22 protein-coding genes are annotated in these 20,755 nt (G+C 64.7%); 11 read left to right on the forward strand and 11 right to left on the reverse strand.

Going from position 1 to position 20,755, the window contains the following annotated elements:
- Positions 1–97: 97 nt before the first annotated feature.
- From AC1DS6_RS15440 to AC1DS6_RS15475, 8 genes are all read right to left on the reverse strand, one after another.
- A complete protein-coding gene (locus AC1DS6_RS15440; RefSeq protein WP_441630157.1) occupies positions 98–304 on the reverse strand; it encodes a hypothetical protein in 207 nt (68 codons plus the stop codon).
- A gap of 233 nt (positions 305–537) precedes the next feature.
- Entirely contained in the window at positions 538–2,076 is a 1,539-nt protein-coding gene (locus tag AC1DS6_RS15445) for a 2-isopropylmalate synthase (RefSeq protein WP_441630159.1), read from the reverse strand.
- 370 nt (positions 2,077–2,446) lie between these two features.
- Entirely contained in the window at positions 2,447–2,938 is a 492-nt protein-coding gene (lysM, locus tag AC1DS6_RS15450; RefSeq protein ID WP_441630161.1) for a peptidoglycan-binding protein LysM, read from the reverse strand.
- 162 nt (positions 2,939–3,100) lie between these two features.
- A complete protein-coding gene (pssA, locus tag AC1DS6_RS15455; protein WP_477102672.1) occupies positions 3,101–4,003 on the reverse strand; it encodes a CDP-diacylglycerol--serine O-phosphatidyltransferase in 903 nt (300 codons plus the stop codon).
- Between the two features lie 42 nt (positions 4,004–4,045).
- Positions 4,046–4,690 carry a phosphatidylserine decarboxylase gene (locus AC1DS6_RS15460; protein WP_035868739.1) on the reverse strand — a complete coding sequence of 215 codons (645 nt, stop codon included), beginning with the start codon at positions 4,688–4,690 and terminating at the stop codon, positions 4,046–4,048.
- Positions 4,691–4,846: 156 nt separating this feature from the next.
- A complete protein-coding gene (gene ilvC / locus AC1DS6_RS15465) occupies positions 4,847–5,863 on the reverse strand; it encodes a ketol-acid reductoisomerase (protein ID WP_043344720.1) in 1,017 nt (338 codons plus the stop codon).
- 97 nt (positions 5,864–5,960) lie between these two features.
- The gene (gene ilvN / locus AC1DS6_RS15470; RefSeq protein ID WP_035868746.1) at positions 5,961–6,452 is read right to left on the reverse strand and encodes an acetolactate synthase small subunit; all 492 of its coding nucleotides are present in this window, start codon (positions 6,450–6,452) and stop codon (positions 5,961–5,963) included.
- Complete coding sequence (locus AC1DS6_RS15475) at positions 6,452–8,212, reverse strand: acetolactate synthase 3 catalytic subunit (protein ID WP_035868748.1); 1,761 nt, start codon at positions 8,210–8,212, stop codon at positions 6,452–6,454. The genes ilvN and AC1DS6_RS15475 overlap by 1 nt, the downstream gene beginning before the upstream one ends.
- Before the next feature lie 375 nt (positions 8,213–8,587).
- Between AC1DS6_RS15475 and AC1DS6_RS15480 the strand changes: the two genes are divergently transcribed.
- From AC1DS6_RS15480 to AC1DS6_RS15525, 10 genes are all read left to right on the forward strand, one after another.
- Complete coding sequence (locus tag AC1DS6_RS15480) at positions 8,588–9,154, forward strand: RNA polymerase sigma factor (RefSeq protein WP_035868751.1); 567 nt, start codon at positions 8,588–8,590, stop codon at positions 9,152–9,154.
- Positions 9,151–9,585: a DUF3619 family protein gene (locus AC1DS6_RS15485; RefSeq protein ID WP_441630167.1), complete on the forward strand. Its 435-nt coding sequence runs from the start codon at positions 9,151–9,153 to the stop codon at positions 9,583–9,585. Before AC1DS6_RS15480 ends, AC1DS6_RS15485 begins: the two co-directional genes overlap by 4 nt.
- A 1-nt stretch (position 9,586) precedes the next feature.
- Positions 9,587–10,339, forward strand: a complete 753-nt coding sequence (locus tag AC1DS6_RS15490) for a DUF3106 domain-containing protein (protein ID WP_441630169.1) — start codon at positions 9,587–9,589, stop codon at positions 10,337–10,339.
- A 276-nt stretch (positions 10,340–10,615) separates the two neighbouring features.
- Positions 10,616–11,182 (forward strand): RDD family protein, encoded by a 567-nt coding sequence (locus AC1DS6_RS15495; protein ID WP_045238162.1) that lies wholly within the window; start codon positions 10,616–10,618, stop codon positions 11,180–11,182.
- On the forward strand, positions 11,179–12,156 hold the full coding sequence (locus AC1DS6_RS15500; RefSeq protein ID WP_477102673.1) for an esterase/lipase family protein: 978 nt from the start codon (positions 11,179–11,181) through the stop codon (positions 12,154–12,156). Before AC1DS6_RS15495 ends, AC1DS6_RS15500 begins: the two co-directional genes overlap by 4 nt.
- Before the next feature lie 335 nt (positions 12,157–12,491).
- Positions 12,492–13,382 carry a UDP-2,3-diacylglucosamine diphosphatase gene (locus tag AC1DS6_RS15505; RefSeq protein ID WP_441628176.1) on the forward strand — a complete coding sequence of 297 codons (891 nt, stop codon included), beginning with the start codon at positions 12,492–12,494 and terminating at the stop codon, positions 13,380–13,382.
- A gap of 87 nt (positions 13,383–13,469) precedes the next feature.
- A complete protein-coding gene (locus AC1DS6_RS15510) occupies positions 13,470–14,615 on the forward strand; it encodes a glycosyltransferase family 4 protein (protein WP_441628042.1) in 1,146 nt (381 codons plus the stop codon).
- Complete coding sequence (locus AC1DS6_RS15515; RefSeq protein WP_441628044.1) at positions 14,515–15,015, forward strand: diacylglycerol kinase; 501 nt, start codon at positions 14,515–14,517, stop codon at positions 15,013–15,015. The genes AC1DS6_RS15510 and AC1DS6_RS15515 overlap by 101 nt, the downstream gene beginning before the upstream one ends.
- A 114-nt stretch (positions 15,016–15,129) precedes the next feature.
- Positions 15,130–15,828, forward strand: a complete 699-nt coding sequence (locus tag AC1DS6_RS15520) for a TetR/AcrR family transcriptional regulator (RefSeq protein ID WP_441628046.1) — start codon at positions 15,130–15,132, stop codon at positions 15,826–15,828.
- Complete coding sequence (locus tag AC1DS6_RS15525) at positions 15,825–16,409, forward strand: LOG family protein (RefSeq protein WP_441628048.1); 585 nt, start codon at positions 15,825–15,827, stop codon at positions 16,407–16,409. Before AC1DS6_RS15520 ends, AC1DS6_RS15525 begins: the two co-directional genes overlap by 4 nt.
- A 36-nt stretch (positions 16,410–16,445) precedes the next feature.
- On the opposite strand, the gene AC1DS6_RS15530 is transcribed toward AC1DS6_RS15525, so the two are convergent.
- Positions 16,446–17,477 (reverse strand): Bug family tripartite tricarboxylate transporter substrate binding protein, encoded by a 1,032-nt coding sequence (locus AC1DS6_RS15530; RefSeq protein ID WP_441628050.1) that lies wholly within the window; start codon positions 17,475–17,477, stop codon positions 16,446–16,448.
- A gap of 162 nt (positions 17,478–17,639) precedes the next feature.
- The gene (locus AC1DS6_RS15535) at positions 17,640–18,548 is read right to left on the reverse strand and encodes a LysR family transcriptional regulator (protein ID WP_441628178.1); all 909 of its coding nucleotides are present in this window, start codon (positions 18,546–18,548) and stop codon (positions 17,640–17,642) included.
- Positions 18,549–18,715: 167 nt separating this feature from the next.
- Between AC1DS6_RS15535 and AC1DS6_RS15540 the strand changes: the two genes are divergently transcribed.
- On the forward strand, positions 18,716–19,912 hold the full coding sequence (locus AC1DS6_RS15540; RefSeq protein WP_441628052.1) for a M20 aminoacylase family protein: 1,197 nt from the start codon (positions 18,716–18,718) through the stop codon (positions 19,910–19,912).
- A gap of 202 nt (positions 19,913–20,114) precedes the next feature.
- Here AC1DS6_RS15540 and AC1DS6_RS15545 read toward each other — a convergent pair whose 3' ends face one another.
- Positions 20,115–20,732 carry a DUF924 family protein gene (locus AC1DS6_RS15545; protein ID WP_441628054.1) on the reverse strand — a complete coding sequence of 206 codons (618 nt, stop codon included), beginning with the start codon at positions 20,730–20,732 and terminating at the stop codon, positions 20,115–20,117.
- Positions 20,733–20,755: the final 23 nt, after the last annotated feature.

A 20,755-nucleotide genomic window follows, 5' to 3' on the forward strand; every position in this document is an offset into this window, starting at 1 on the left:
GCGGCAAAAATAGAGGAAGTTGAAGGGGAGAACGCAGGACCAGCGGTCGCCGGCTCCTGTATTCGGCCCCAAGCCGGCGCATACCGGCGCGCGGACGCTAGCACCAGAGCTTTTGCCAGTGCTTCGTCCAGTTGAAGTGAAAGCGCTGCGCGAAGGGGGCGAGAGTCATCGGCTCCAGCGTGCTTCGAAACGCACCGTTCTTGCTGCCCTGCTCCGCCACCGGGTCTTCGAGCCAGAGGACGAACTCTATCAGGCGGAGGTCGTGGCGCAGCACGCCGCCGCCATCGAAATGGAAATTGAACATTGACGGCCAGTTGCCTGCTTGGGCTCGCGGGGCTTGCCGAACTGCTGTTCTATATACCAGATCACGCCCGCCCCCTCGCCAACGGGCCTGACCAGCGCCGGTGAGGTGTGAGCGGGGCCGATCGTGGAGCGTGCGCGGAACGCAAAACGCCCGCCGTCGTCCTCGTGGGAACGCGGCGGGCCGATTAAAGCCCCGCTGCCGCCTAGGCCGCGGGCTTACCGGTCAGATCGGGATCAGATCTGCGGGTTGATCTTCTGCACGGCCTTGTCGTGCAGCTTGTTCAAGGCAGCCAGGTAGGCCTTGGCCGAAGCGGCCACGATATCGGGATCGGTGCCCACGCCGTTGACGATGCGCCCACCCTTGGACAAGCGGACCGTTACCTCGCCCTGCGCCTGCGTGCCGGCGGTAATGGCATTGACGGAATACAGCACCAGTTCGGCGCCGCTGTTGACCTTGCCTTCAATCGCGTGCAGCGTGGCATCGACCGGACCGTTGCCCTCGCCTTCCCCGGTCAGCTCCTGGCCGTCCATATTGAACACCACGCGCGCATGCGGGCGCTCGCCGGTTTCGGAGTGCTGCGACAGGGAGATAAAGCGGAAGTGCTCGTTGACGTCGTGTGCCTCGTCGGAAACGATGGCCATGATGTCTTCGTCGAAGATCTCGGACTTCTGGTCGGCCAGTTCCTTGAAGCGAGTGAAAGCAGCGTTGACTTCGCTCTCGCTTTCCAGTTCGATGCCGAGTTCCTGCAGGCGCTGCTTGAAGGCGTTGCGGCCCGAGAGCTTGCCCAGCACGATCTTGTTGGCGGTCCAGCCCACATCTTCGGCGCGCATGATCTCGTAGGTATCGCGCGCCTTCAGCACCCCATCCTGGTGGATACCCGAAGCATGGGCGAACGCGTTGGCGCCGACCACGGCCTTGTTGGGCTGCACCACGAAGCCGGTGATCTGCGATACCAGCTTGGAGGCCGGCACGATCTGCGTGGTGTCCACACCGACGTCGAGGTCGAAGTAGTCGCGGCGCGTCTTCACCGCCATCACCACTTCTTCCAGGCTGGTATTGCCGGCGCGCTCGCCCAGGCCGTTGATGGTGCACTCGACCTGGCGCGCGCCGCCGAGTTTGACCGCTGCCAGCGAGTTGGCCACCGCCATGCCGAGGTCGTTATGGCAATGCACGGACCAGATGGCCTTGTCGGAATTGGGGATGCGCTCGCGCACCGAGCGGATCAGCCCCGCATAGCCCTCCGGCACGGCATAACCCACGGTATCCGGCAGGTTGATGGTGCTAGCGCCTTCACGAATCACGCCTTCAAGCACGCGGCACAGGAAATCCATGTCCGAACGGCTGCCGTCTTCGGGCGAAAACTCGATATCGTCGGTGAACTGGCGCGCAAAGCGTACCGCCAGGATGGCCTGTTCATAGACCTGGTCCGGCGTCATGCGCAGCTTCTTTTCCATATGCAGCGCCGAAGTGGCGATGAAGGTATGGATGCGGAAGGCGTTGGCCGGTTTCAGCGCCTCCGCCGCGCGCGCGATATCGCGGTCGTTGGCGCGGGCCAGCGAGCAGATGGTCGAATCCTTGACGACCTGCGCGATGGAGCGAATCGCTTCAAAGTCGCCGTTGGAGCTGGCCGCAAAGCCGGCTTCGATCACGTCGACCTTCAGGCGCTCCAGCTGCCGCGCGATGCGGATCTTTTCCTCGCGGGTCATGGAGGCGCCTGGCGACTGTTCGCCGTCGCGCAAGGTGGTGTCGAAAATAATGAGTTTGTCGGACATGAGTGGGGCTCCTGGGCTTATCTTTGTATCTGGCGAATCAAGTTGCTGTCTCGGCATTCGCCGTCTTGTTTTGCTGTGCTGCTGTATTGGTGCTGAATGCAAAACGCCCCGGCGTGCAGTGATGCAGGCCGGGGCGTTTTATGAATCCTGTGTGACTTGGCGCGAGGGTCTTGGCTTCCCTCAGCGCAAACGCGTCCCGACCTGATGACCTAGTAGGCCACCTAGAATGGTGCGGGCGAGTAGGGCTTGGCGCGAAATCATGTCAGCGACTATAGCCGAGATGCCGGGCGTGTGCAATATGATCGCGTGAATCGGGGTGATCGCCGGGAAGAAAGGCCCCAGGGGCGCCCTGCCCCTGGGATGCCAGGCGTCAGGCCTTGGGCGGGATGCGCAGCTTCTGGCCGGGATAGATCTTGTCCGGATGCGACAACATGGGCTGGTTGGCCTCGAAAATGGTGGTGTATAGCGCACCGTTGCCATAGGCCGTCTGGGAAATCGCCCACAAAGTGTCGCCCTTGACCACCGTATGCCATGTCGACTCGATCGAGTCGACATTGACCGACATCTTGTCCTCGACCTTCTCCACACCCTGGACATTGCCGCAGCACAGGACGATCTTCTCGCGGGTCGCCTGATCCGGCGCCACGCCGAACACCGTCACCAGCGCCTGTGCACCGTCAACCTGCACCATCAACCCGGTGGCATCCAGGTTCATCTGCTTGATGTAGCCCTCGATGGCATCGCCAGCCGCGCGGTTGGCCGCGTCGACGTCCGCCGACGGTGCATCGGCCGGCGCGGCCTTGGCTGCGCTGCCGCCGAACAGTTTCTCTCCTGCTTCCTTGATGAAGTCGAGCATGCCCATGAGAACCTCCAGTTGGTCAGTGATAAGTGGACAACAGTGGATACAGCAAACCACGGCAAACCGCACCGCTAGCCTGCGCCCCGGCCTTGCGGGCCAGACAGCGCAGAGTTCTGGAAAACAAAAAGTAAAAAGGCGCCGTAGCGCCTCTTTACTGACCTGCCGTCAGGAACGTTCATTCCCGCCGTCCCGCGCCGTCCGGATGCCTGCCGGCTTGCCATGCAACGCATGCCAGCCCCATAGCAGGTAACCGGAAATGGCGTATGCCACGAACAGCCCGAACAACGCCACCGGCGGATCCGTCGAGACCACAACAAACAGCACCAACACCAGCACCATCATGCCGAAGGGCACGCGGTAGCGAACATCGAGCGCCTTGCCGCTGTAGAACGGCGCGTTGGAGACCATCGAAAGCCCGGCATACAGCGTGATGCCGAATGCCACCCACGGCATCCACAGTTCCTTCACCGGCAGCTTGTTGTCGATCACCAGCCAGACAAAGCCGGCCACCAGCGCCGCCGCCGCCGGGCTGGGCAGCCCCTGAAAGAAGCGCTTGTCGACCACGCCGATGTTGGCGTTGAAACGTGCCAGCCGCAGTGCCGCGCACGTGCAGTAGACAAACGCGGCGATCCATCCCCACTTGCCCAGGTCGTGCAGGATCCACTCGTACATCACCAGCGCCGGCGCAACCCCGAATGAGGTCATGTCCGACAACGAGTCATATTGCTCGCCGAACGCGCTCTGCGTGTTGGTGATGCGCGCCACGCGGCCGTCCATGCCATCCAGCACCATGGCGGCGAAGATGGCGATGGCCGCGCTGTCGAAGCGCATGTTCATGGCCTGCACGATGGCGAAGAACCCGGCGAACAGCGCCGCCGTGGTGAACGCGTTGGGCAACAGGTAGATACCGCGCCGGCGCGGGCGCACATACTCGATATCGTGATCGTCGCCGGCTTCGTCGTCGAAGTCGTCGGGTTCGTTGCCGCGCAGCTGATTGTGGCGGAAAGGACGCAAGTTCGTCACGTTGCCATTGCTAACGCGCTTGTTGCGTCGGTTGAAAGCACCCATGCCTGTTCTCCAGTGGGTCCGGTGTATTCCGGCCTGGCCGGATTAATCCAGTTCGGCCAGGATGGTCGACGAGGCCGACACTTTTTCGCCAATGGTGACGCGCGGGCGTGCATCCACCGGCAGGTAGACGTCGACGCGCGAGCCAAAGCGGATGAACCCGTAGCGCTGGCCACGCGAAAGCGTTTCGCCAACCCGGGTGTAGCAGAGGATTCGGCGGGCCACCAGGCCAGCCACCTGTACCAGCGTCACCACCTTGCCGTCAGCGGCACGGCGGATGACCACAGCGTTGCGTTCGTTCTCCAGCGAGGCCTTGTCGAGGTCGGCGTTGACGAACTTGCCGGGGAAATACTCGACCTTCTCTACCTTGCCATCCACGGAGACGCGGTTGGAGTGTACGTTGAACACGTTCATGAAGACACTGATCTTCAGGGCCTCCCGTCCTGCGTAGGGATCCATGGTCTTCTCGACCACCACGATACGGCCGTCGGCGGGAGCCAGGACTGCGTTCGGCTGGGCCGGGATGGGCCGCGGCGGATCGCGGAAAAACTGCAGCACGAACAGCGTAATGATCCACAGCGGCAAGGCCCACCAGAAGCCAGCGCTGACCTGCACCAGCAGCGAGATGACAAAGGCGCCGGCCAGGAACGGCCAGCCTTCACGGGCGATCAGCGGATGAGGATAGTTCATGCAGTGCTTGGATAGAGGAATAAAGTCTGACAAGGATAACAAAAAGCCGTTCAGTCCCCGCCCGAATAACCCCTCGAAGCGGGGATATTGCGCGGAATACTGAACGGCTGCGGCCCGCGCCGTCAGTAGCGGCGGGCCGTCGGGCTGCAATACAGCTTAGTTCTTCGACTGGTCGACCAGCTTGTTCTTTGCGATCCAGGGCATCATGGCGCGCAGCTTGGCACCCACTTCCTCGATCTGGTGCTCGGCCGTCAGGCGGCGGCGCGAGATCAGGGTCGGGGCGCCGGCCTTGTTTTCCAGCAGGAAGCTCTTGGCGTATTCGCCGGTCTGGATGTCGGTCAGGCATTGCTTCATGGCCTTCTTGGTCTCCTCGGTCACGACGCGCGGGCCGGTGACGTATTCGCCGTATTCGGCGTTGTTGGAGATCGAGTAGTTCATGTTGGCGATGCCGCCTTCATAGATCAGGTCGACGATCAGCTTGAGTTCGTGCAGGCACTCGAAGTAAGCCATTTCCGGCGCGTAGCCGGCTTCCACCAGCGTCTCGAAGCCAGCCTTGATCAACTCCACCGTACCGCCGCACAGCACGGCCTGTTCGCCGAACAGGTCGGTTTCGGTTTCTTCGCGGAAGTTGGTTTCGATGATGCCGGCGCGGCCGCCGCCGTTGGCGGTAGCGTACGACAGGGCGATGTCACGGGCGGCGCCGGACTTGTCCTGGTGCACGGCGATCAGGTGGGGCACGCCGCCGCCTTGGGCGTAGGTCGAGCGCACGGTGTGGCCCGGGGCCTTCGGCGCGATCATGATCACGTCGAGGTCGGCGCGCGGGATCACGGCACCGTAGTGCACGTTGAAGCCGTGGGCGAAGGCCAGCGCTGCGCCTTGCTTGATGTTGTCATGCACTTCGTTCTTGTACACGTCGGCGATCTGCTCGTCCGGCAGCAGGATCATGACAACGTCGGCGTCCTTGACGGCGTCGGCCACTTCCTTGACTTGCAGGCCAGCGTTGACGGCCTTGTTCCACGATGCGCCGCTCTTGCGCAGGCCGACCGTCACCTTGACGCCGGAGTCGTTCAGGTTCTGCGCGTGGGCGTGGCCTTGCGAGCCGTAGCCGATGATGGTGACGTTCTTGCCCTTGATCAGGGAGAGGTCGGCGTCCTTGTCGTAAAACACTTTCATGATAATTCCTTCGATCTTTCGTTTTCGTGTGTCGGGTTGGCGGCTACCGCCCGGCTAGTGCCGGCACCGGCGCCGCCGCTGGATACTGCAATCGGGTTCAGACCTTCAGGATGCGCTCGCCGCGGCCAATGCCCGAGCCGCCGGTACGGACGGTCTCGAGGATGGCGGCGCGGTCGATGGCGTCGAGGAAGGCATCCAGCTTGCCGCCGTTGCCGGTCAGCTCGATGGTGTAGGTCTTCTCGGTAACGTCGATGATGCGGCCGCGGAAGATGTCGGCGGTGCGCTTCATTTCCTCGCGCTCCTTGCCCACCGCGCGCACCTTGACGAGCATCAGCTCGCGCTCGATGTGCGCGCCTTCGGTCAGGTCCACCACCTTGACCACTTCCACCAGGCGGTTCAGGTGCTTGGTGATCTGCTCGATCACGTCGTCCGAACCACTGGTGACGATGGTCATGCGCGACAGCGAAGCGTCTTCGGTGGGTGCCACCGTCAACGTCTCGATGTTGTAGCCGCGCGCCGAGAACAGGCCAACCACGCGCGACAGCGCGCCGGGTTCATTTTCCAGCAGGACCGAAATAATATGTCGCATTACAGGTCCTCCGCGCCAAGCAGCATTTCGGAGATACCCTTGCCGGCCTGCACCATCGGCCACACGTTTTCAGTCGGGTCGGTCTGGAAATCAAGGAACACGGTACGGTCTTTCAGGCGGAACGCTTCGCGCAGGGCGGGCTCGACATCGGCCGTCTTTTCGATGCGCATGCCGATATGGCCATAGGCCTCGGCCAGCTTGACGAAGTCGGGCAGCGCATCCATGTAGGAGTGCGAGTAGCGGTTGTCGTACTCGATTTCCTGCCACTGGCGCACCATGCCGAGATAGCGGTTGTTGAGCGCGCAGATCTTCACCGGGGTGTCGTACTGCAGGCAGGTCGACAGTTCCTGGATGTTCATCTGGATCGAGCCTTCGCCGGTGATGGTCACCACTTCCTTCTCGGGGAAGGCTTTCTTGATGCCCATCGCGTACGGCAGGCCCACGCCCATCGTGCCCAGGCCGCCGGAATTGATCCAGCGGCGCGGCTCGTTGAACTTGTAGAACTGCGCGGCCCACATCTGGTGCTGGCCCACGTCCGAGCAGACAAAGGCGTCGCCGTGGGTCAGTTCCCAGATCTTTTCCACCACGTACTGCGGCTTGATGATCTCGGATTCGCGGTCGTACTTGAGGCAGTCCACCGAACGCCACTGCTCGATCTGCTCCCACCACTTGGCCAGGGCCTCGCGCTTGGGCTTCACGTCGCTGGCCTGCAGCTGCGCGATCAGTTCCTGCAGCACATCCTTGACGTGGCCCACGATGGGAATGTCGACCTTGACCCGCTTCGAGATGGAAGACGGATCGATGTCGATATGGATGATCTTGCGCGGCTGCGAGGTGAAGTGAGCCGGATTGCCGATCACGCGGTCGTCGAAACGGGCGCCGATGGCAATCAGCACGTCGCAGTTCTGCATGGCCATATTGGCTTCATACGTGCCGTGCATGCCGAGCATGCCGACGAACTGCTTGCTGGTGCCAGGGAACGAGCCGAGACCCATCAGCGTGTTGGTGACCGGATGGCCGGTCAGCGCGGCAAGCTGGCGCAGCTCCTCGCTGGCGTTGGCCAGCACCACCCCGCCGCCTGCGTAGATGAACGGACGTTCGGCGCCCTGCAACAGCGCGAGCGCCTTGCGGATCTGGCCCGAATGGCCCTTGTTCACCGGGCTGTACGAGCGCATGTCGATCGACTTGGGGTACTCGTACTTGCAGGAATTGCGGGAAACGTCCTTGGGAATATCGACGACAACCGGGCCAGGACGGCCGGTCGCGGCGATATAGAACGCCTTCTTGATGGTCGAAGCGAGATCGCGGACGTCCTTGACCAGGAAGTTGTGCTTGACGATGGGGCGGGTGATGCCGACCGTGTCGCATTCCTGGAAAGCATCCTGCCCGATGGCGTGCGTCGGCACATTGCCGGTGATGATCACCATCGGGATCGAGTCCAGGTAGGCCGTGGCAATGCCCGTCACCGCATTGGTGACGCCGGGACCGGAGGTCACCAGGGCGCAGCCCACCTTGCCGGTCGCACGCGCATAGCCGTCTGCGGCATGAACCGCGGCCTGCTCGTGGCGCACCAGGATGTGCTCGATCTTCTTTTGCTTGTAGAACTCGTCGTAGATATACAGCACTGCGCCGCCGGGGTAGCCCCAGACGTACTCGACGCCTTCTTCGGCAAGTGCGTGAACGAGAATTTCCGCCCCGATCATTTCGGGTGCGGCAGATGAATTGCTGTCTGCGTGGAATTCCGCGCTGGGCATGTTCATTTCAGTCCTTTGCAATTTTCGGCAAAAAATTGTTCGGATGCTCTCTGCCGGGCTTGTGGCACGGGTTCAAGCGGTGCGCGTCTGCATGGAAGACCGCCTCATAAGCGGCCGGATGAGACAACCACTGATGTCGTGTGAACCAGCGATGATACTGTATTGGATCAGGCTGGTCTACGGGCTTTTTTCATCCCGGGGGCTTCGCGCAAGATTCGGGAACGCGCTACCCACTACCTACCCCGCGCCTGAATGACCACAAGAGAGAACAAGGATGGTCACAGGGGGGGTTATTTGCTAGCATCCCACCATTTTGGACGTGCAAGAAGCCGTTTCCTGCACATCCGTCGGCCAAGGCCCCACCGTCTGTACCCCGCCTGCATGGCTACCGATCAGGAACTATCCGACTTTCTCGCCAGCGTCGAGCGGCGCGCCTTCAAGCAGGCCGTGTTTGCGGTGCGCGACGACGAAGCCGCCCTGGACATTGTCCAGGACGCGATGATCAAGCTCGCCGAAAAATATGGCGACAAGAACGCCGCGGAACTCGCGCCGCTGTTCCAGCGCATACTGCAAAACACCATCCACGACTGGTTCCGCCGCCAGAAAGTGCGCAATACCTGGGTCACGCTGTTCTCCAACCTGCGCGACGACCGCGAAGGCGAGGATAATGACCTGCTCGACACTTTCGAGGCCGAGATCGGCACCGAATCCGCCGAGAGCAGCGCCGACAAGGTCGAGCGCGCCCAGACCATGCACATCATCGAACAGGAGATCCAGCGCTTGCCGGCACGTCAACGCGAAGCCTTCCTGATGCGTTACTGGGAGGATATGGACGTCGCGGAAACGGCTGCTGTCATGGGATGCTCCGAAGGCAGCGTCAAGACGCACTGTTCCCGTGCCACGCACACACTGGCGCAGGCATTGCGAGCGCGGGGGGTCCGACTATGAGCACGAGAAACGAAAAAGAAATCAACGAACGCCGCCTGGCACACGAGATTCGCACGGCACTGGATGCCTCGGCGAATACGCTGCCCGACAATGTGACCGACCGGCTCGCCGCCGCGCGGCGGATAGCGCTGTCCCGCAAGAAGGCGCAGGCCGCCGTTGCCGCGCCGCAACTGGCCACGGCCGGGATGCACATGGTCTCCTTCGACGAGGATGACTCGCCGCTGCATCGCGCAGGCGCATGGCTGCGCCGCCTCGGACTGGTGTGGACGCTGGTGGCCCTGGCCGCCGGACTGATCGGCATTTACCACTGGCAGCAGCAGCAGCGCGTCGATGAGCTCGCGGATGTGGATGCCGCCATGCTGCTCGACGATCTCCCGCCCACAGCCTATGCCGACCAAGGCTTCCACGTGTTCCTGAAGCGCGGCCAGTAACATGACCAGCGCCCACCTCAACCCCGACGCACCGCGCCGGCGGCTGGCAGCCTTGCTGCTGGCCGGGATGGCTGCCGCCGTCACTTTGTACCTGGGGCCGCTTACGTGCCACGCACAGGGTGGCCGCGCGCCCGCTGCCGCCGCCGTCGCAAACGCCCATCCGGCCTGGGAGGAACTCAACCCCGTGCAGCAGCGCGTTCTGGAGCCGCTGGCCGGGGAGTGGAACACCTTCCCCGAGTTGAACAGGCGGAAATGGCTGCAGATCGCAGAGCGCTATCCAAAGTTTTCGCCCGCCGAACAGGCACGCCTGCAGACGCGCATGACCGAATGGGTCAAGATGACACCCCAGCAACGCCGCCTGGCCCGCGAAAACTACCAGATCACGCGTTCGGTGCCGGCCCAGAAGAAGGCCGAAGCCTGGGACAAGTACCAGCAGTTGCCGGAAGAGCAGAAGAAGAACCTGGCGGCGGCCGAGAAGGTGCCGCGCCGTCCGGGCGCAGTCAGCGCACTGCCTTCGGGCAAGCGGCTGCCCGCCGAGACCACGCGGCAATTGCACCTGGAAAAGAAGGCGCCGGCCGGCGCCACCTCGAACGCCAGGCGCACGCCGGCACCCAAAGCCGCCCCACCGGCGCCTGAGCCCCAATCCACCCCGACGGCGGTCGCCGCGGCCCCGGCGACGGACACCCCGCGCGAGGCCGCCACCGAAGCCGCCGCCAGCAGTGCCGCCAGCCCCGACGAGCCGGTGCGCCGCTGAGAACCTGCGGTAGCGCTGCCCGTACTGCCATACCCTGACGATCCCGGCTTTTGGCATAATGCCGCTTGTGCTGCCCCAGCCGCGCTTGTTTCCAGCCTGGCGGCCCTGCTTCGCCGCCCGGCTCGCCGTGGACGCCGCTGCCGCGAATGACTTGGGAGTCATGGGATCCCCCCGGATCCCATCATCCGGCAGCCTTATTTACCAGGCGGCGCGCTGCCCGCTCAGGCATCACCGCCGAGCCGGCGCCGGACCCCGCCGTTTTCCCGTCTGATCGCCATGCCTGCCGTCACCACGCCCAAGTCCAACGCCAAGCCGGCTGCATCCGCCGCGCCAGCCAGCCCCGTGGGGCCGGGCCAGGCGCCGACGATCCGCCGCCGCATCGCCTGCATGCTGTACGAGGGCGTGTTGCTGTTCGGCGTGCTGAGCGCCTCTACCGGGCTCTACCTGCTGGCGCGCCCTGGGCTGCAGCAACTGGGCCTGGATGGCCGCTTCACCATGCAATGCTGGAGCTTCCTGGTGCTGGGCTGCTATTTCGTCTGGTTCTGGCAGCGCAACGGCCAGACCCTGGCCATGCAGACCTGGCGCATGCGCGTGGAGACGGCCGCGGGAACGCCCCCGCGCTGGCCGCAGGCGGCGCTGCGCTACCTGCTGGCATGGCTGTGGCTGCCACCTTCGGCGGCGGCCGGCCACTTCCTCGGCCTCGTCAAGGGCCCCTTCATCGGCGTGCTGTGCGCCGGACTGCTGCTCTGGATCCTGCTGGCCTGGCTGGACCCCAGGCGGCAGTTCCTGCACGACCGCCTCGCCCGCACCCGCCTGACCGACCTGCGCCCGCCCAAGCCATGAACCTGTCGGCCGCCGCCTTGCGCCGCACCGCGGTGGCATTGCAGGCCGCCGCAGCACTGGGCTGCGCCACCGCACTCCATGACTGGTATGACTGGTCCCTTGCCCCAGCCCTGCTGGCCGGCATCGGCGTGGTGCTGGCGGTGCTGGGGCTGGCCGTCGCCGGCGCCTTTGCCATTTCCCTGCGCGGCATCGGCGAGCCCGCCGAGACCCGCCCGCCGCTCCCGCACGCCTTGCTGGACACCCGGCCGTCGCCGTTGACGCTGCCGCGGGCGCTGGCCTGCTACTTGCGCGAATACGCCGCTGTGTTCCGCATGTTCAACTGGCTGCAGCCATTCTGTTCGCACCGGCGCCTGCGCCCGGCCAATGCGCCGAGTTCGCGTCCGCCGCTGCTGCTGGTGCACGGCTACGGCTGCAACCACGCGGTCTGGCTCGATATGCAGCCCGCCCTTGCGGAGGCCGGCTATCACTGCGAGGCGATCGACCTGGACCCGGTCTTCGGCGACATCGATCACTATGCCCTCGAAGTAAGCGCCGCCATGGCACGCATCGCCGCCACCACCGGCCAGCCTCCGCTGCTGCTCTGCCACAGCATGGGCGGCCTGGCCGCGCGTGCCGCGCTGGCCGGCAGGGGGGCGCCGCCGCCGTGCCGCGGCATCGTCACGCTGGGCACCCCGCACCACGGCTGCGCGCTGGCCCGCTACGGCGGCGGTTTCAACGCGCGCCAGATGCGCTGCGGCAGCGCCTGGCTGCGCGCGCTGGCGGCGCGGGAAACGCCCCGCCAGCGCGCCGCGCTGGTGTCGATCTTCAGCTGGCACGACTCCATCGCGGGCCCGGCCGGCACATCCTGGCTGGAAGGCGCCCATCACGTTCCCCTGGCCGCCATCGGCCATGTCAGCCTGTTGCGGCACCCGCAGGCCACGCAGGCCGTGTTGCGCGCGCTTGCGCAGTTGTCGGCGGTGGCGCCGGCGGCCTGAGCCGCCGGCGGACGTTGCCGGGTTTCGATTTCGGCACTGTTGGCCTTTGCAGCCAAGGGCTGTCGCCGTTTCTTGTACGGCGCTGGTTTTTTGAAGCCCAAGCCCGGCACGCAGCGTCCCTCATCGCGCATGGCATCCTCGCAACGGTCATATGACGTTCATGTTTCCGTCACTGCTCCGTCACGCGCTGCTGGCCCAATGCAGCCATCGTCGCTACCGGGGCCACCATGGTTCAAGCTCTTCGTTCTGCCTGCGGACGTCTGGCCAAGGCCATGTATCTGCTGGGCAGCCGCACCGCCGAGTCTCAATCCCTGCCCGCCGCGCTGGCCGCATTCATGCCACCGGGCAGTACCTTGCAGCAACGGCCTCCCGCGCGTACCGCCACCTCTCCCGCCCCCGCCGCCCCGCCGGACACCACAGTCCAAACCCCGCACCCTTCCCACCCGATCCGCCATTACCGTGCCATCTGGCTGTCGGACATCCATCTCGGCACGCCCGGCTGCCAGGCCGACTACCTGCTCGACTTCCTCAAGCACAATGAATCGGACCAGCTCTACCTGGTCGGCGACATCATCGACGGCTGGCAATTGCGCCGCGGCTGGTACTGGCCGCAAAGCCACAACGACGTGGTGCAGAAGCTGCTGCGCAAGGCGCGCAAGGGCACCGAGGTGATCTACGTGCCAGGCAACCACGATGAGGTGGCGCGCCAGTTCGACGGCCTCGCCTTCGGCGACATCACGGTGCGCGAAGACGCCATCCACGTCACCGCCGCCGGCCGCAGGCTGTGGGTGGTGCATGGCGACCTGTTCGATGGCGTGGTGCAGCACGCGCGCTGGCTGGCCTACCTGGGCGACTCGCTCTACACGCTGATCCTGGCCATCAATCGCCACTTCAACCGCATCCGTGCCCGTCTCGGCTTCCCGTACTGGTCGCTGTCGCAATACCTGAAGCACCAGGTCAAGAACGCGGTGAATTACATCAACTCGTTCGAGCAGGCGATGGTGGACGAAGCGCGCCGGCGCGGTTGCGACGGCGTGGTGTGTGGCCATATCCACAAGGCCGAGATCCGCGAGGTGGACGGCCAGCTCTACTGCAACGACGGCGACTGGGTGGAGAGCCTGTCCGCCCTGGTGGAAACCCAGGACGGCGAGCTGCAGATCGTCTACTGGACCACCCTGCTCGATGCACCGGCCACGGCCAGCCGCCGCGCCACCGCCACGGCCTGACGCGGCTCGATGCGCTCGCCAATCAACTTGATCGCCCTGGCGCCGCCGGGGCCCGTCACCCACGCGGCCCGGCCGCAAGGAGCACGCATGAAGATCCTGATCGTCACCGATGCCTGGGAGCCGCAGGTCAATGGCGTGGTGCGCACACTCAAGTCCACCCGCCGCGAGCTGATCGCGATGGGACACACGGTGGAACTGATCACCCCGCAGGAATTCCGCACCATTCCTTGCCCGACCTATCCCGAGATCGCGCTGTCCCTTTTTGCCGGCGCCAAGGTCAGGGAGCGTATCCGGTCCTTCGCGCCGGACGCCCTGCACATTGCCACCGAGGGACCACTGGGGCTGGCGGCGCGCCGCCATGCGATCCGTGAGCGGCTGCCCTTCACCACGGCATACCACACGCGCTTCCCCGAGTACGTGCAGGCGCGCTTCGGCATCCCGCTGGCGTGGACTTATCGCTTCCTGCGCTGGTTCCACGGCCCGGCGCGCGCGGTGATGGCACCGACACCCGTGGTGTTGCAGGACCTGCGCAGATTCGGCATCACGCACGGCGTACTGTGGACCCGCGGCGTCGACCTGGATGTGTTCACCGCGCAGCAGGTCAACGTGCTCAACACGGCGCACCCGATCTTTCTCTATGTGGGCCGCGTCGCCGTGGAAAAAAACGTCGAGGCCTTTCTCGCGCTGGACCTGCCGGGCTCCAAGTGGGTGGTCGGCGACGGGCCGGCACTGGCGTCGCTACGTGCGCGCTATCCGGGTGCCAGCTACCTCGGGGTGCTGAGCCAGCAGGAACTGGCCAAGGTGTATGCTTCAGCCGACGTCTTCGTATTCCCCAGCCGCACCGATACGTTCGGGCTGGTCTTGCTCGAAGCGCTGGCCAGCGGCCTGCCGGTGGCCGCCTATCCGGTGACCGGGCCGATCGATGTGCTTGGCGACAGCGGCGCCGGGGTGATGCACGAAGACTTGCGCGAAGCTTGCCTGGAGGCGCTGCGCATCGACCGTGCCACCGCCCGCGCCCATGCCGAGCGGTTCTCGTGGCGTGCCGCCTCCGAGCAGTTCCTGACTCACCTGCAGCCACTGCCGGCCGTGCGCGCGGCGCTGAACGGCAACGCCGCACGTACCACTTCCGAACATGCCGACTCCGCATCGCCCGCCGTCCGACCCGCACCGCCCGCCAGCGCCCCAGACCTCGGCGCCAGCCCAGGACTCGCCGAACAACGACTACACGATTGAGCAGAATCCCCACAAAGGCAATCGCGGCCTGGCACGGGCCTGGCATGCCGGCATCAATTCGCTGTCCGGCCTGCGCTATGCGGTGCTGGAAGAGAGCGCATTCCGCCAGGAACTGACGCTGGTGGCCATCCTGACTCCCTGCGCCCTGCTGCTGCCAGTCGGCATTGTCGAGCGCATCCTGCTGCTGGGCACCTTGCTGCTCGTGCTCATTGTGGAGTTGCTCAACTCCAGCGTGGAAGCCGCGGTCGATCGCATCTCGCTGGAGCGCCACAGCCTGTCCAAGCGCGCCAAGGACTTCGGCAGCGCCGCGGTGATGCTGGCGCTGGTGCTGTGCGGCGGCACCTGGCTCGCCATTGCCGGACCGATCGTGGTGGACTGGCTGCGGGCGCTGGCAGCCTGAGGGTGGGCGATTCGGACGCCAGACAGGGCGTCCGTGGACGATACGGCATTGCGGCAAACGGTGATTGCTTATAATCGCCTTCAACTTACCGAATTGCCGCTCGCCCGGTCGCCCATGGAACCCAAACAGCAAACCGGCCCCCGCCGCACCCGGGACCGCATCCTAGACGTCTCCCTCCGCCTGTTCAACGAACTTGGCGAGCCCAACGTCACGACCACGACCATCGCGGAAGCCATGGAGATCAGCCCCGGCAATCTCTACTATCACTTCCGCAACAAGGACGACATCATCAACTCCATCTTCGTGCTGTTCGAGCAGGAGATGGAGCGCCGCCTCAAGATGCCCAACGACCGCAAGGCCACGCTGGACGAGAGCTGGGGCTACCTGCAGTACATGGCGGAGTTCATGTGGACTTACCGCTTCCTCTACCGCGACATCAACGACCTGCTGGCGCGCAACCGCATGCTTGAGACCAACTTCAAGCGCATCGTCGAGCAGAAAAAGCGCTTTGCGATGGAGATCTGCCGGCAGTTCCAGGAAGACGGCGAGATGGAAGCCACGCCCGAGCAGGTCGATGCCATCTGTACCAATATGGTAGTGGTAGCCACTTACTGGCTGTCATTCCAGTTCGTCCAGCATCCGCGCCAGTACAACGATCCCGAACAGATTCGCGGCTACCTGCACGGCGCGAGTTATCACATCTTCTCGATCCTCGCCCCTTACCTGCGCGGCAAGGCCCGCCAGGCGTTCGACGTGCTGGCCCAGGAATACGCCGCCGCCAAGGCGGCACAAACAGCAAAGGAGAAAAAGTGAAGTCCGTTTGTATCTATTGCGGCTCCAGCCCCGGCAACCGCCCCGAATACGCCGCCGCGGCGCGCAACATGGGCAAGCTCCTGGCCGAGCGTGGCCTGGCGCTGGTCTACGGCGGGGGCAAGGTCGGGCTGATGGGTATCGTGGCCGATGCCGTGCTGGCACACGGCGGCACCGCGATCGGCATCATTCCCGATGCGCTGATGCAAAAGGAAGTCGGCCACCGCGGCCTGACCGAGCTGCACGTGGTGCGCAACATGCACGAGCGCAAGCAGATGATGGCCGACCGCGCCGATGCCTTTATCGCCATGCCTGGCGGTGTCGGCACCTTCGAGGAACTGTTCGAGACCTTCACCTGGCTGCAGCTGGGCTATCACGCCAAGCCGGTGGGGCTGCTCAATGTGGCGGGCTTCTACGACAGCATGCTCGGCTTCATGCAACACGCCGTGGACGAAGGCTTCCTGAAGCAGGTCCACAATGACCTGCTGCATGTGGCGCCTACGCCCGAAGGCATCCTCGACAAGCTCGCCAACGCGCCGCGCTTGCTGGTGGACAAGTGGCAGGAGAAGCGCGAGGAGACCTGATGATGCTCCCGGCGGCCGGACTCCGGCCGCCGGGGACTACATCGGCTTGAGGCCAAGCGCATTCACCATGCCGCGATAGCGGCTCAGCTGCGCTGCCTGCCAAGCCTCGGCCTCCTGTTCACTGCCCGAGCGCATCACCGTGCGCCCTTCCGACTCCAGCCGGGCCCGCAGCTCCGGCTGGGCCAGCGCCTGGCCGATAGCCAGGCGCAGCTTGCGCACCACGTCGTCGGGCGTGCCTTTACGCACGTAATAGCCGCCACCGATCACGTACTCGAAATCCGACAGCAGCTTGCTGTCCCGCAGGGTCGGGATATGCCGCAACTGCGCGGGCAGCGTCTTGGAAAAACTGCTCACCACCTTGATCCGGCCCTGCTTGGCCATGGCATCCATGCTGACCTGATAGGGCAGCACCGCGAAGTCGACCTGGCCACCGGCCAGGTCCTGCAGCGCGGGCGCGGCGCCCTTGTAGGGCACGTGCAGGAATTTCGCGCCGGTGCGCTGGCCCATATATTCCGTCAGCACGTGGTAAAGCGAGCCAACGCCAACGCTGCCATACGTGAGCGGCTTGGCGCCCGGCTTGCGTGCCAATTCGACGAATTCATCCAGTGTCCTGGCCGGCAGGTCACCGCGCACCAGGAGCACGATGGTGGCCTCGGTGATGGGCTGCACCAGCCGGAAGTCCTCGGGCTTGTATTTGGCGGACGCGTTCAGCAGCGGCGTCAGGATGACTTCGTTGGCGGAGCCATGCAGCATGGCGTAGCCGTCCGGCGGGCTGTTCAGCACGCGCATGGCGCCCAGCACGCCGGTGCCGCCCGCCACATTCTCGACCAGTACCTGTTGGCCAAGCGCCCGGCTGATGGGTTCGCTGAAGATGCGCGCGGAAACGTCGCTCGCGCCGCCGGCAGGATATGGCACCACCAGGGATACCGGCTTGAGCGTGGGATAGGCAGGGCCCTCGGCGAGTGCCGGCAAGGCGATGCACGCCATGCCGAGCACGGCCGCCAGCCATCGCATCGCACCGCGCGCCCCTTGCCGGTTCCATCCGCTGCCGGGCATCAAGCTGTTCATCGTTCCCTCCATCTTTGTCTCTGGCTTTTTAGTTTTTGTGCACGGCGGCCCTAGCCAATCCGGCGCCGCCAGTCTAGCAATGGCATTCTGGCCGCAGCAATGACAAAGAGAGGGTGAAATCGTTGCACGCAACGCAACGATTCCCGAAGCACGCCGTCCGCATCAGACCTCCGGAAAGTCCTTCACCACATGGCGCAGCATATTGCTCGCCGCGGGCGAGAGATGGCGCCCGGCGCGCGTAATGATGTGGTTGCGGCTGTTGTTGAGGATGGGATTGGCCAGGGGCAACGAGACCAGTTGCTTGAACTGTGCGCCCTTGAGCGGCACCGAGCGCGGCGTCATGATAAAGCCAAGCCCGAGCGCAGCGAACTCCCACAGCACCTTGAAGGAATTGGTGACCAGCATCGGCTTGAGGCTGATGTGCTCGTCCAGCTCGGCGGCCTGGATATGCTTGCGCACGCCGAACGACTCCACCAGCGTGGCGCCGGCATGCGGGGCAAGGTCGGAAAGCTTCAGCGCCTTGCGCGACTTCGCCAGCGGATGGTCGCGGCGCACGTGCACCCGGATCGGCGAGGCGCGCGAGAAGTGCGAGCGCAGGCGCACGTCGTTGGGCGGCTGGAAAGCGAAGCCGATATGCGCTACGTCGTCCACGATGGCGCGCACGGTGTCATCGGTGCCCGCCACCTGCATGCCGTAGGTCACCTGGGGATATTTGCGCATGAAGCCCTGCAGCACCGGTTCCAGCAGCAGGTCAACAAAGCCCTCGCCAAACACCAGGTTCACATGCCCGCCGCGCGCGTTCTTCAGGTTATTCACCTCCGCCAGGAAGGTGTCCTGCAGGTCCTGCTGGCGCCGCGCAAAGAGCGCCATCATGTGCCCGGCATCGGTGGCGACCACGCCACGGCCACAGCGCTCCAGCAGCGTCAGGCCGGCATCCTTCTCCAGTTTGGCGACCGCGCGGCTCACAACCGACGGATCCAGTCCCAGCACCTCGGCCGCGCCGCGCACGCTGCCGGTCTCGATGATCTGCAGCAGGCACAGAGCGCGCCTGCGATCCAATACGTCTTCCAACATTCACTCCTCGCGGGCGGCTGGCGCCGCCTCTTTTGCACAGGCAAGTATCGTTGCATGCGGCACAACGTTCCGGGTATTCGATTGTCATGGTTCCAACGGTCGGCAAGACTGAGAATCGGCGTTTTCCCTCACTTTTCCCTCACTTTTGCCGGAGACGCCGCATCATGACCCTCACGCCCCCGACCCTGGCCCCGCTTTCGGGCCCACTACCTGAGGAACTGCTGGCCCGGATGCGGGCGTGGCGGCACGATATTCACACGCACCCCGAAACCGCGTTCACCGAGCACCGCACCTCGCGGCTGGCCGCGCAAGCGCTGGCGAACATGGGCCTGGAAGTGCATCAGGGGCTGGCCGGAACCGGCGTGGTCGGCACCTTGCGGCGCGGCACCGGCCCCACTATCGGCCTGCGCGCCGATCTTGACGCCCTCGATATGCATGAGCTTGGCGATGCGCCGCATCGCTCCGCAATCCACGGCAAGATGCATGGCTGCGGCCATGACGGCCATACGGCCATGCTGCTGGGCGCTGCGCACTACCTGTCGCAGGACGAGGGCTTCAGCGGCACCGTGCATTTCATCTTCCAGCCGGCGGAAGAAAACGAGGGGGGCGGGCGGGTCATGGTGGAGGCTGGCCTGTTCGAGCAGTTTCCCTGCGACGCGGTGTTCGCACTGCACAACTCGCCCAACCTGCCACTGGGGACGTTCTCCACGCGGACCGGGACGATGACGTCCAACTCCGATACCTTCGAGATCGCCATCGTCGGCAAAGGCTCCCACGCGGCACAGCCCGAGGCGGGTATCGATCCCATCGTGGTCTCGTCGCAACTGGTGGCGGCGCTACAGGCCATCGTCAGCCGCAATGTCAGCGCGGTGGATTCGCTGATCGTCAGCGTCACGCAGATCCACGGTGGCGACACCTGGAACGTGATTCCCGAGCAGGTAGTGCTGCGCGGCACCTGCCGCTCGTTCCGGGCGTCCACGCGCGCCAGGGCCGAGGCACGCATGCGCGCGGTCTGCGAAGGCATCGCCATGGCCTCGGGGGCGAAGATCGAACTGCGTTATTTCGCGGGCTATCCTGCCTGTGTGAACACGGAGCGGGAGATGGAGATGGCGGCCAGCGCGGCGCGCCGGGTGGTGGGTGCGCCGCGCGTCGATACGAACTGCCTGCCGCGCACGGGATCGGAAGATTTCGCCTATATGCTGGAGCAATGTCCGGGCGCGTATGTGTTCCTCGGCGCCGCGCGAGAGGGGGACAACCCGCCACTGCATAACCCGTACTACGATTTCAATGACGAGATCCTGCCGCTGGGCGCTGCGTACTGGATCGAGTTGGTGCGGCTGGTCTTGAAGCCGGGGCAGTAGCATCGTCCGGGTCCGCTCAGAACGATGCATCCGACTCCCATCGGAAAGATTGCTCTTGCCCGGCATGCGACAGCCGTGCCTGCGGGGCGTTTCGACGGAGAATTTTCGCGCCAATAATCAGATTTTTCCCAAGAAAAGTTAGTCGTCAATCTTTTATAAAAAAGGGGCTTTTGGCCAGCACAATGGCGTTGTACGGTCTCTATCAGAACGATGAGCCCGGCCCCCTCAGGAAAGCGCTCTCTTCCTCCGTATCCCGCCGCCCCAGCACTGCATTGCGATGCGGAAAGCGTCCGAAGCGCCCGATCACCGCACGGTGCCTGATCGCCCACTCGACCACGTCCACCCTGCCCTCGCTCTCCTCGCGCAGCGTTGTCATCAGCTGCACGGCGATGTCCTGGTCGGCAAGCGCTTCGGAGTGCTCGAACGGCATATAGCAGAACATGCGATGGAATGGCGTTGGCAGCAGGCGATCGGCGCCGCTCACCACCATCTGGCGGGCCGTCGCCAACGCCTGCGCGTCAGAGGCGAAGCTGCGCGGATCGCGGCGAAAGACGTTGCGCGGTACTTGGTCCAGCACCACGATGCGCGCGCAGGCACCCTCGGGAGTTTGCACCCAGCCGGCATGGGCGCCGGCGTGCGTCGCTTCCCACAGCGGCAGGAAGGCTGCGCGCATGGTGGCGTCGAAGTCATCGGACTTGGTGAACCACTGCGCGCGCGAACTGTTCCACTCTGGCGAGCCGGCCGCGCCAAACCAGAAATCAAGCACGCGCCCGGCGTCGGTGGGCAAGTCAGTGACAGCGTCGAGATTCGTATTGGTCATGGCGTATTGGCGGATAGCCCGAT

This window comes from Cupriavidus sp. 05L310, from assembly GCF_056398185.1.

What these genes read in the sequence shown, in the direction of transcription:
- AC1DS6_RS15440 (WP_441630157.1), bottom strand. Translation starts at nt 304, where the DNA reads ATGTTCAATTTCCATTTCGATGGCGGCGGCGTGCTGCGCCACGACCTC.
- AC1DS6_RS15445 (WP_441630159.1), bottom strand. Translation starts at nt 2,076, where the DNA reads ATGTCCGACAAACTCATTATTTTCGACACCACCTTGCGCGACGGCGAA.
- lysM (WP_441630161.1), bottom strand. Translation starts at nt 2,938, where the DNA reads ATGGGCATGCTCGACTTCATCAAGGAAGCAGGAGAGAAACTGTTCGGC.
- pssA (WP_477102672.1), bottom strand. Translation starts at nt 4,003, where the DNA reads ATGGGTGCTTTCAACCGACGCAACAAGCGCGTTAGCAATGGCAACGTG.
- AC1DS6_RS15460 (WP_035868739.1), bottom strand. Translation starts at nt 4,690, where the DNA reads ATGAACTATCCTCATCCGCTGATCGCCCGTGAAGGCTGGCCGTTCCTG.
- ilvC (WP_043344720.1), bottom strand. Translation starts at nt 5,863, where the DNA reads ATGAAAGTGTTTTACGACAAGGACGCCGACCTCTCCCTGATCAAGGGC.
- ilvN (WP_035868746.1), bottom strand. Translation starts at nt 6,452, where the DNA reads ATGCGACATATTATTTCGGTCCTGCTGGAAAATGAACCCGGCGCGCTG.
- AC1DS6_RS15475 (WP_035868748.1), bottom strand. Translation starts at nt 8,212, where the DNA reads ATGAACATGCCCAGCGCGGAATTCCACGCAGACAGCAATTCATCTGCC.
- AC1DS6_RS15480 (WP_035868751.1), top strand. Translation starts at nt 8,588, where the DNA reads ATGGCTACCGATCAGGAACTATCCGACTTTCTCGCCAGCGTCGAGCGG.
- AC1DS6_RS15485 (WP_441630167.1), top strand. Translation starts at nt 9,151, where the DNA reads ATGAGCACGAGAAACGAAAAAGAAATCAACGAACGCCGCCTGGCACAC.
- AC1DS6_RS15490 (WP_441630169.1), top strand. Translation starts at nt 9,587, where the DNA reads ATGACCAGCGCCCACCTCAACCCCGACGCACCGCGCCGGCGGCTGGCA.
- AC1DS6_RS15495 (WP_045238162.1), top strand. Translation starts at nt 10,616, where the DNA reads ATGCCTGCCGTCACCACGCCCAAGTCCAACGCCAAGCCGGCTGCATCC.
- AC1DS6_RS15500 (WP_477102673.1), top strand. Translation starts at nt 11,179, where the DNA reads ATGAACCTGTCGGCCGCCGCCTTGCGCCGCACCGCGGTGGCATTGCAG.
- AC1DS6_RS15505 (WP_441628176.1), top strand. Translation starts at nt 12,492, where the DNA reads ATGCCACCGGGCAGTACCTTGCAGCAACGGCCTCCCGCGCGTACCGCC.
- AC1DS6_RS15510 (WP_441628042.1), top strand. Translation starts at nt 13,470, where the DNA reads ATGAAGATCCTGATCGTCACCGATGCCTGGGAGCCGCAGGTCAATGGC.
- AC1DS6_RS15515 (WP_441628044.1), top strand. Translation starts at nt 14,515, where the DNA reads ATGCCGACTCCGCATCGCCCGCCGTCCGACCCGCACCGCCCGCCAGCG.
- AC1DS6_RS15520 (WP_441628046.1), top strand. Translation starts at nt 15,130, where the DNA reads ATGGAACCCAAACAGCAAACCGGCCCCCGCCGCACCCGGGACCGCATC.
- AC1DS6_RS15530 (WP_441628050.1), bottom strand. Translation starts at nt 17,477, where the DNA reads ATGAACAGCTTGATGCCCGGCAGCGGATGGAACCGGCAAGGGGCGCGC.
- AC1DS6_RS15540 (WP_441628052.1), top strand. Translation starts at nt 18,716, where the DNA reads ATGACCCTCACGCCCCCGACCCTGGCCCCGCTTTCGGGCCCACTACCT.
- AC1DS6_RS15545 (WP_441628054.1), bottom strand. Translation starts at nt 20,732, where the DNA reads ATGACCAATACGAATCTCGACGCTGTCACTGACTTGCCCACCGACGCC.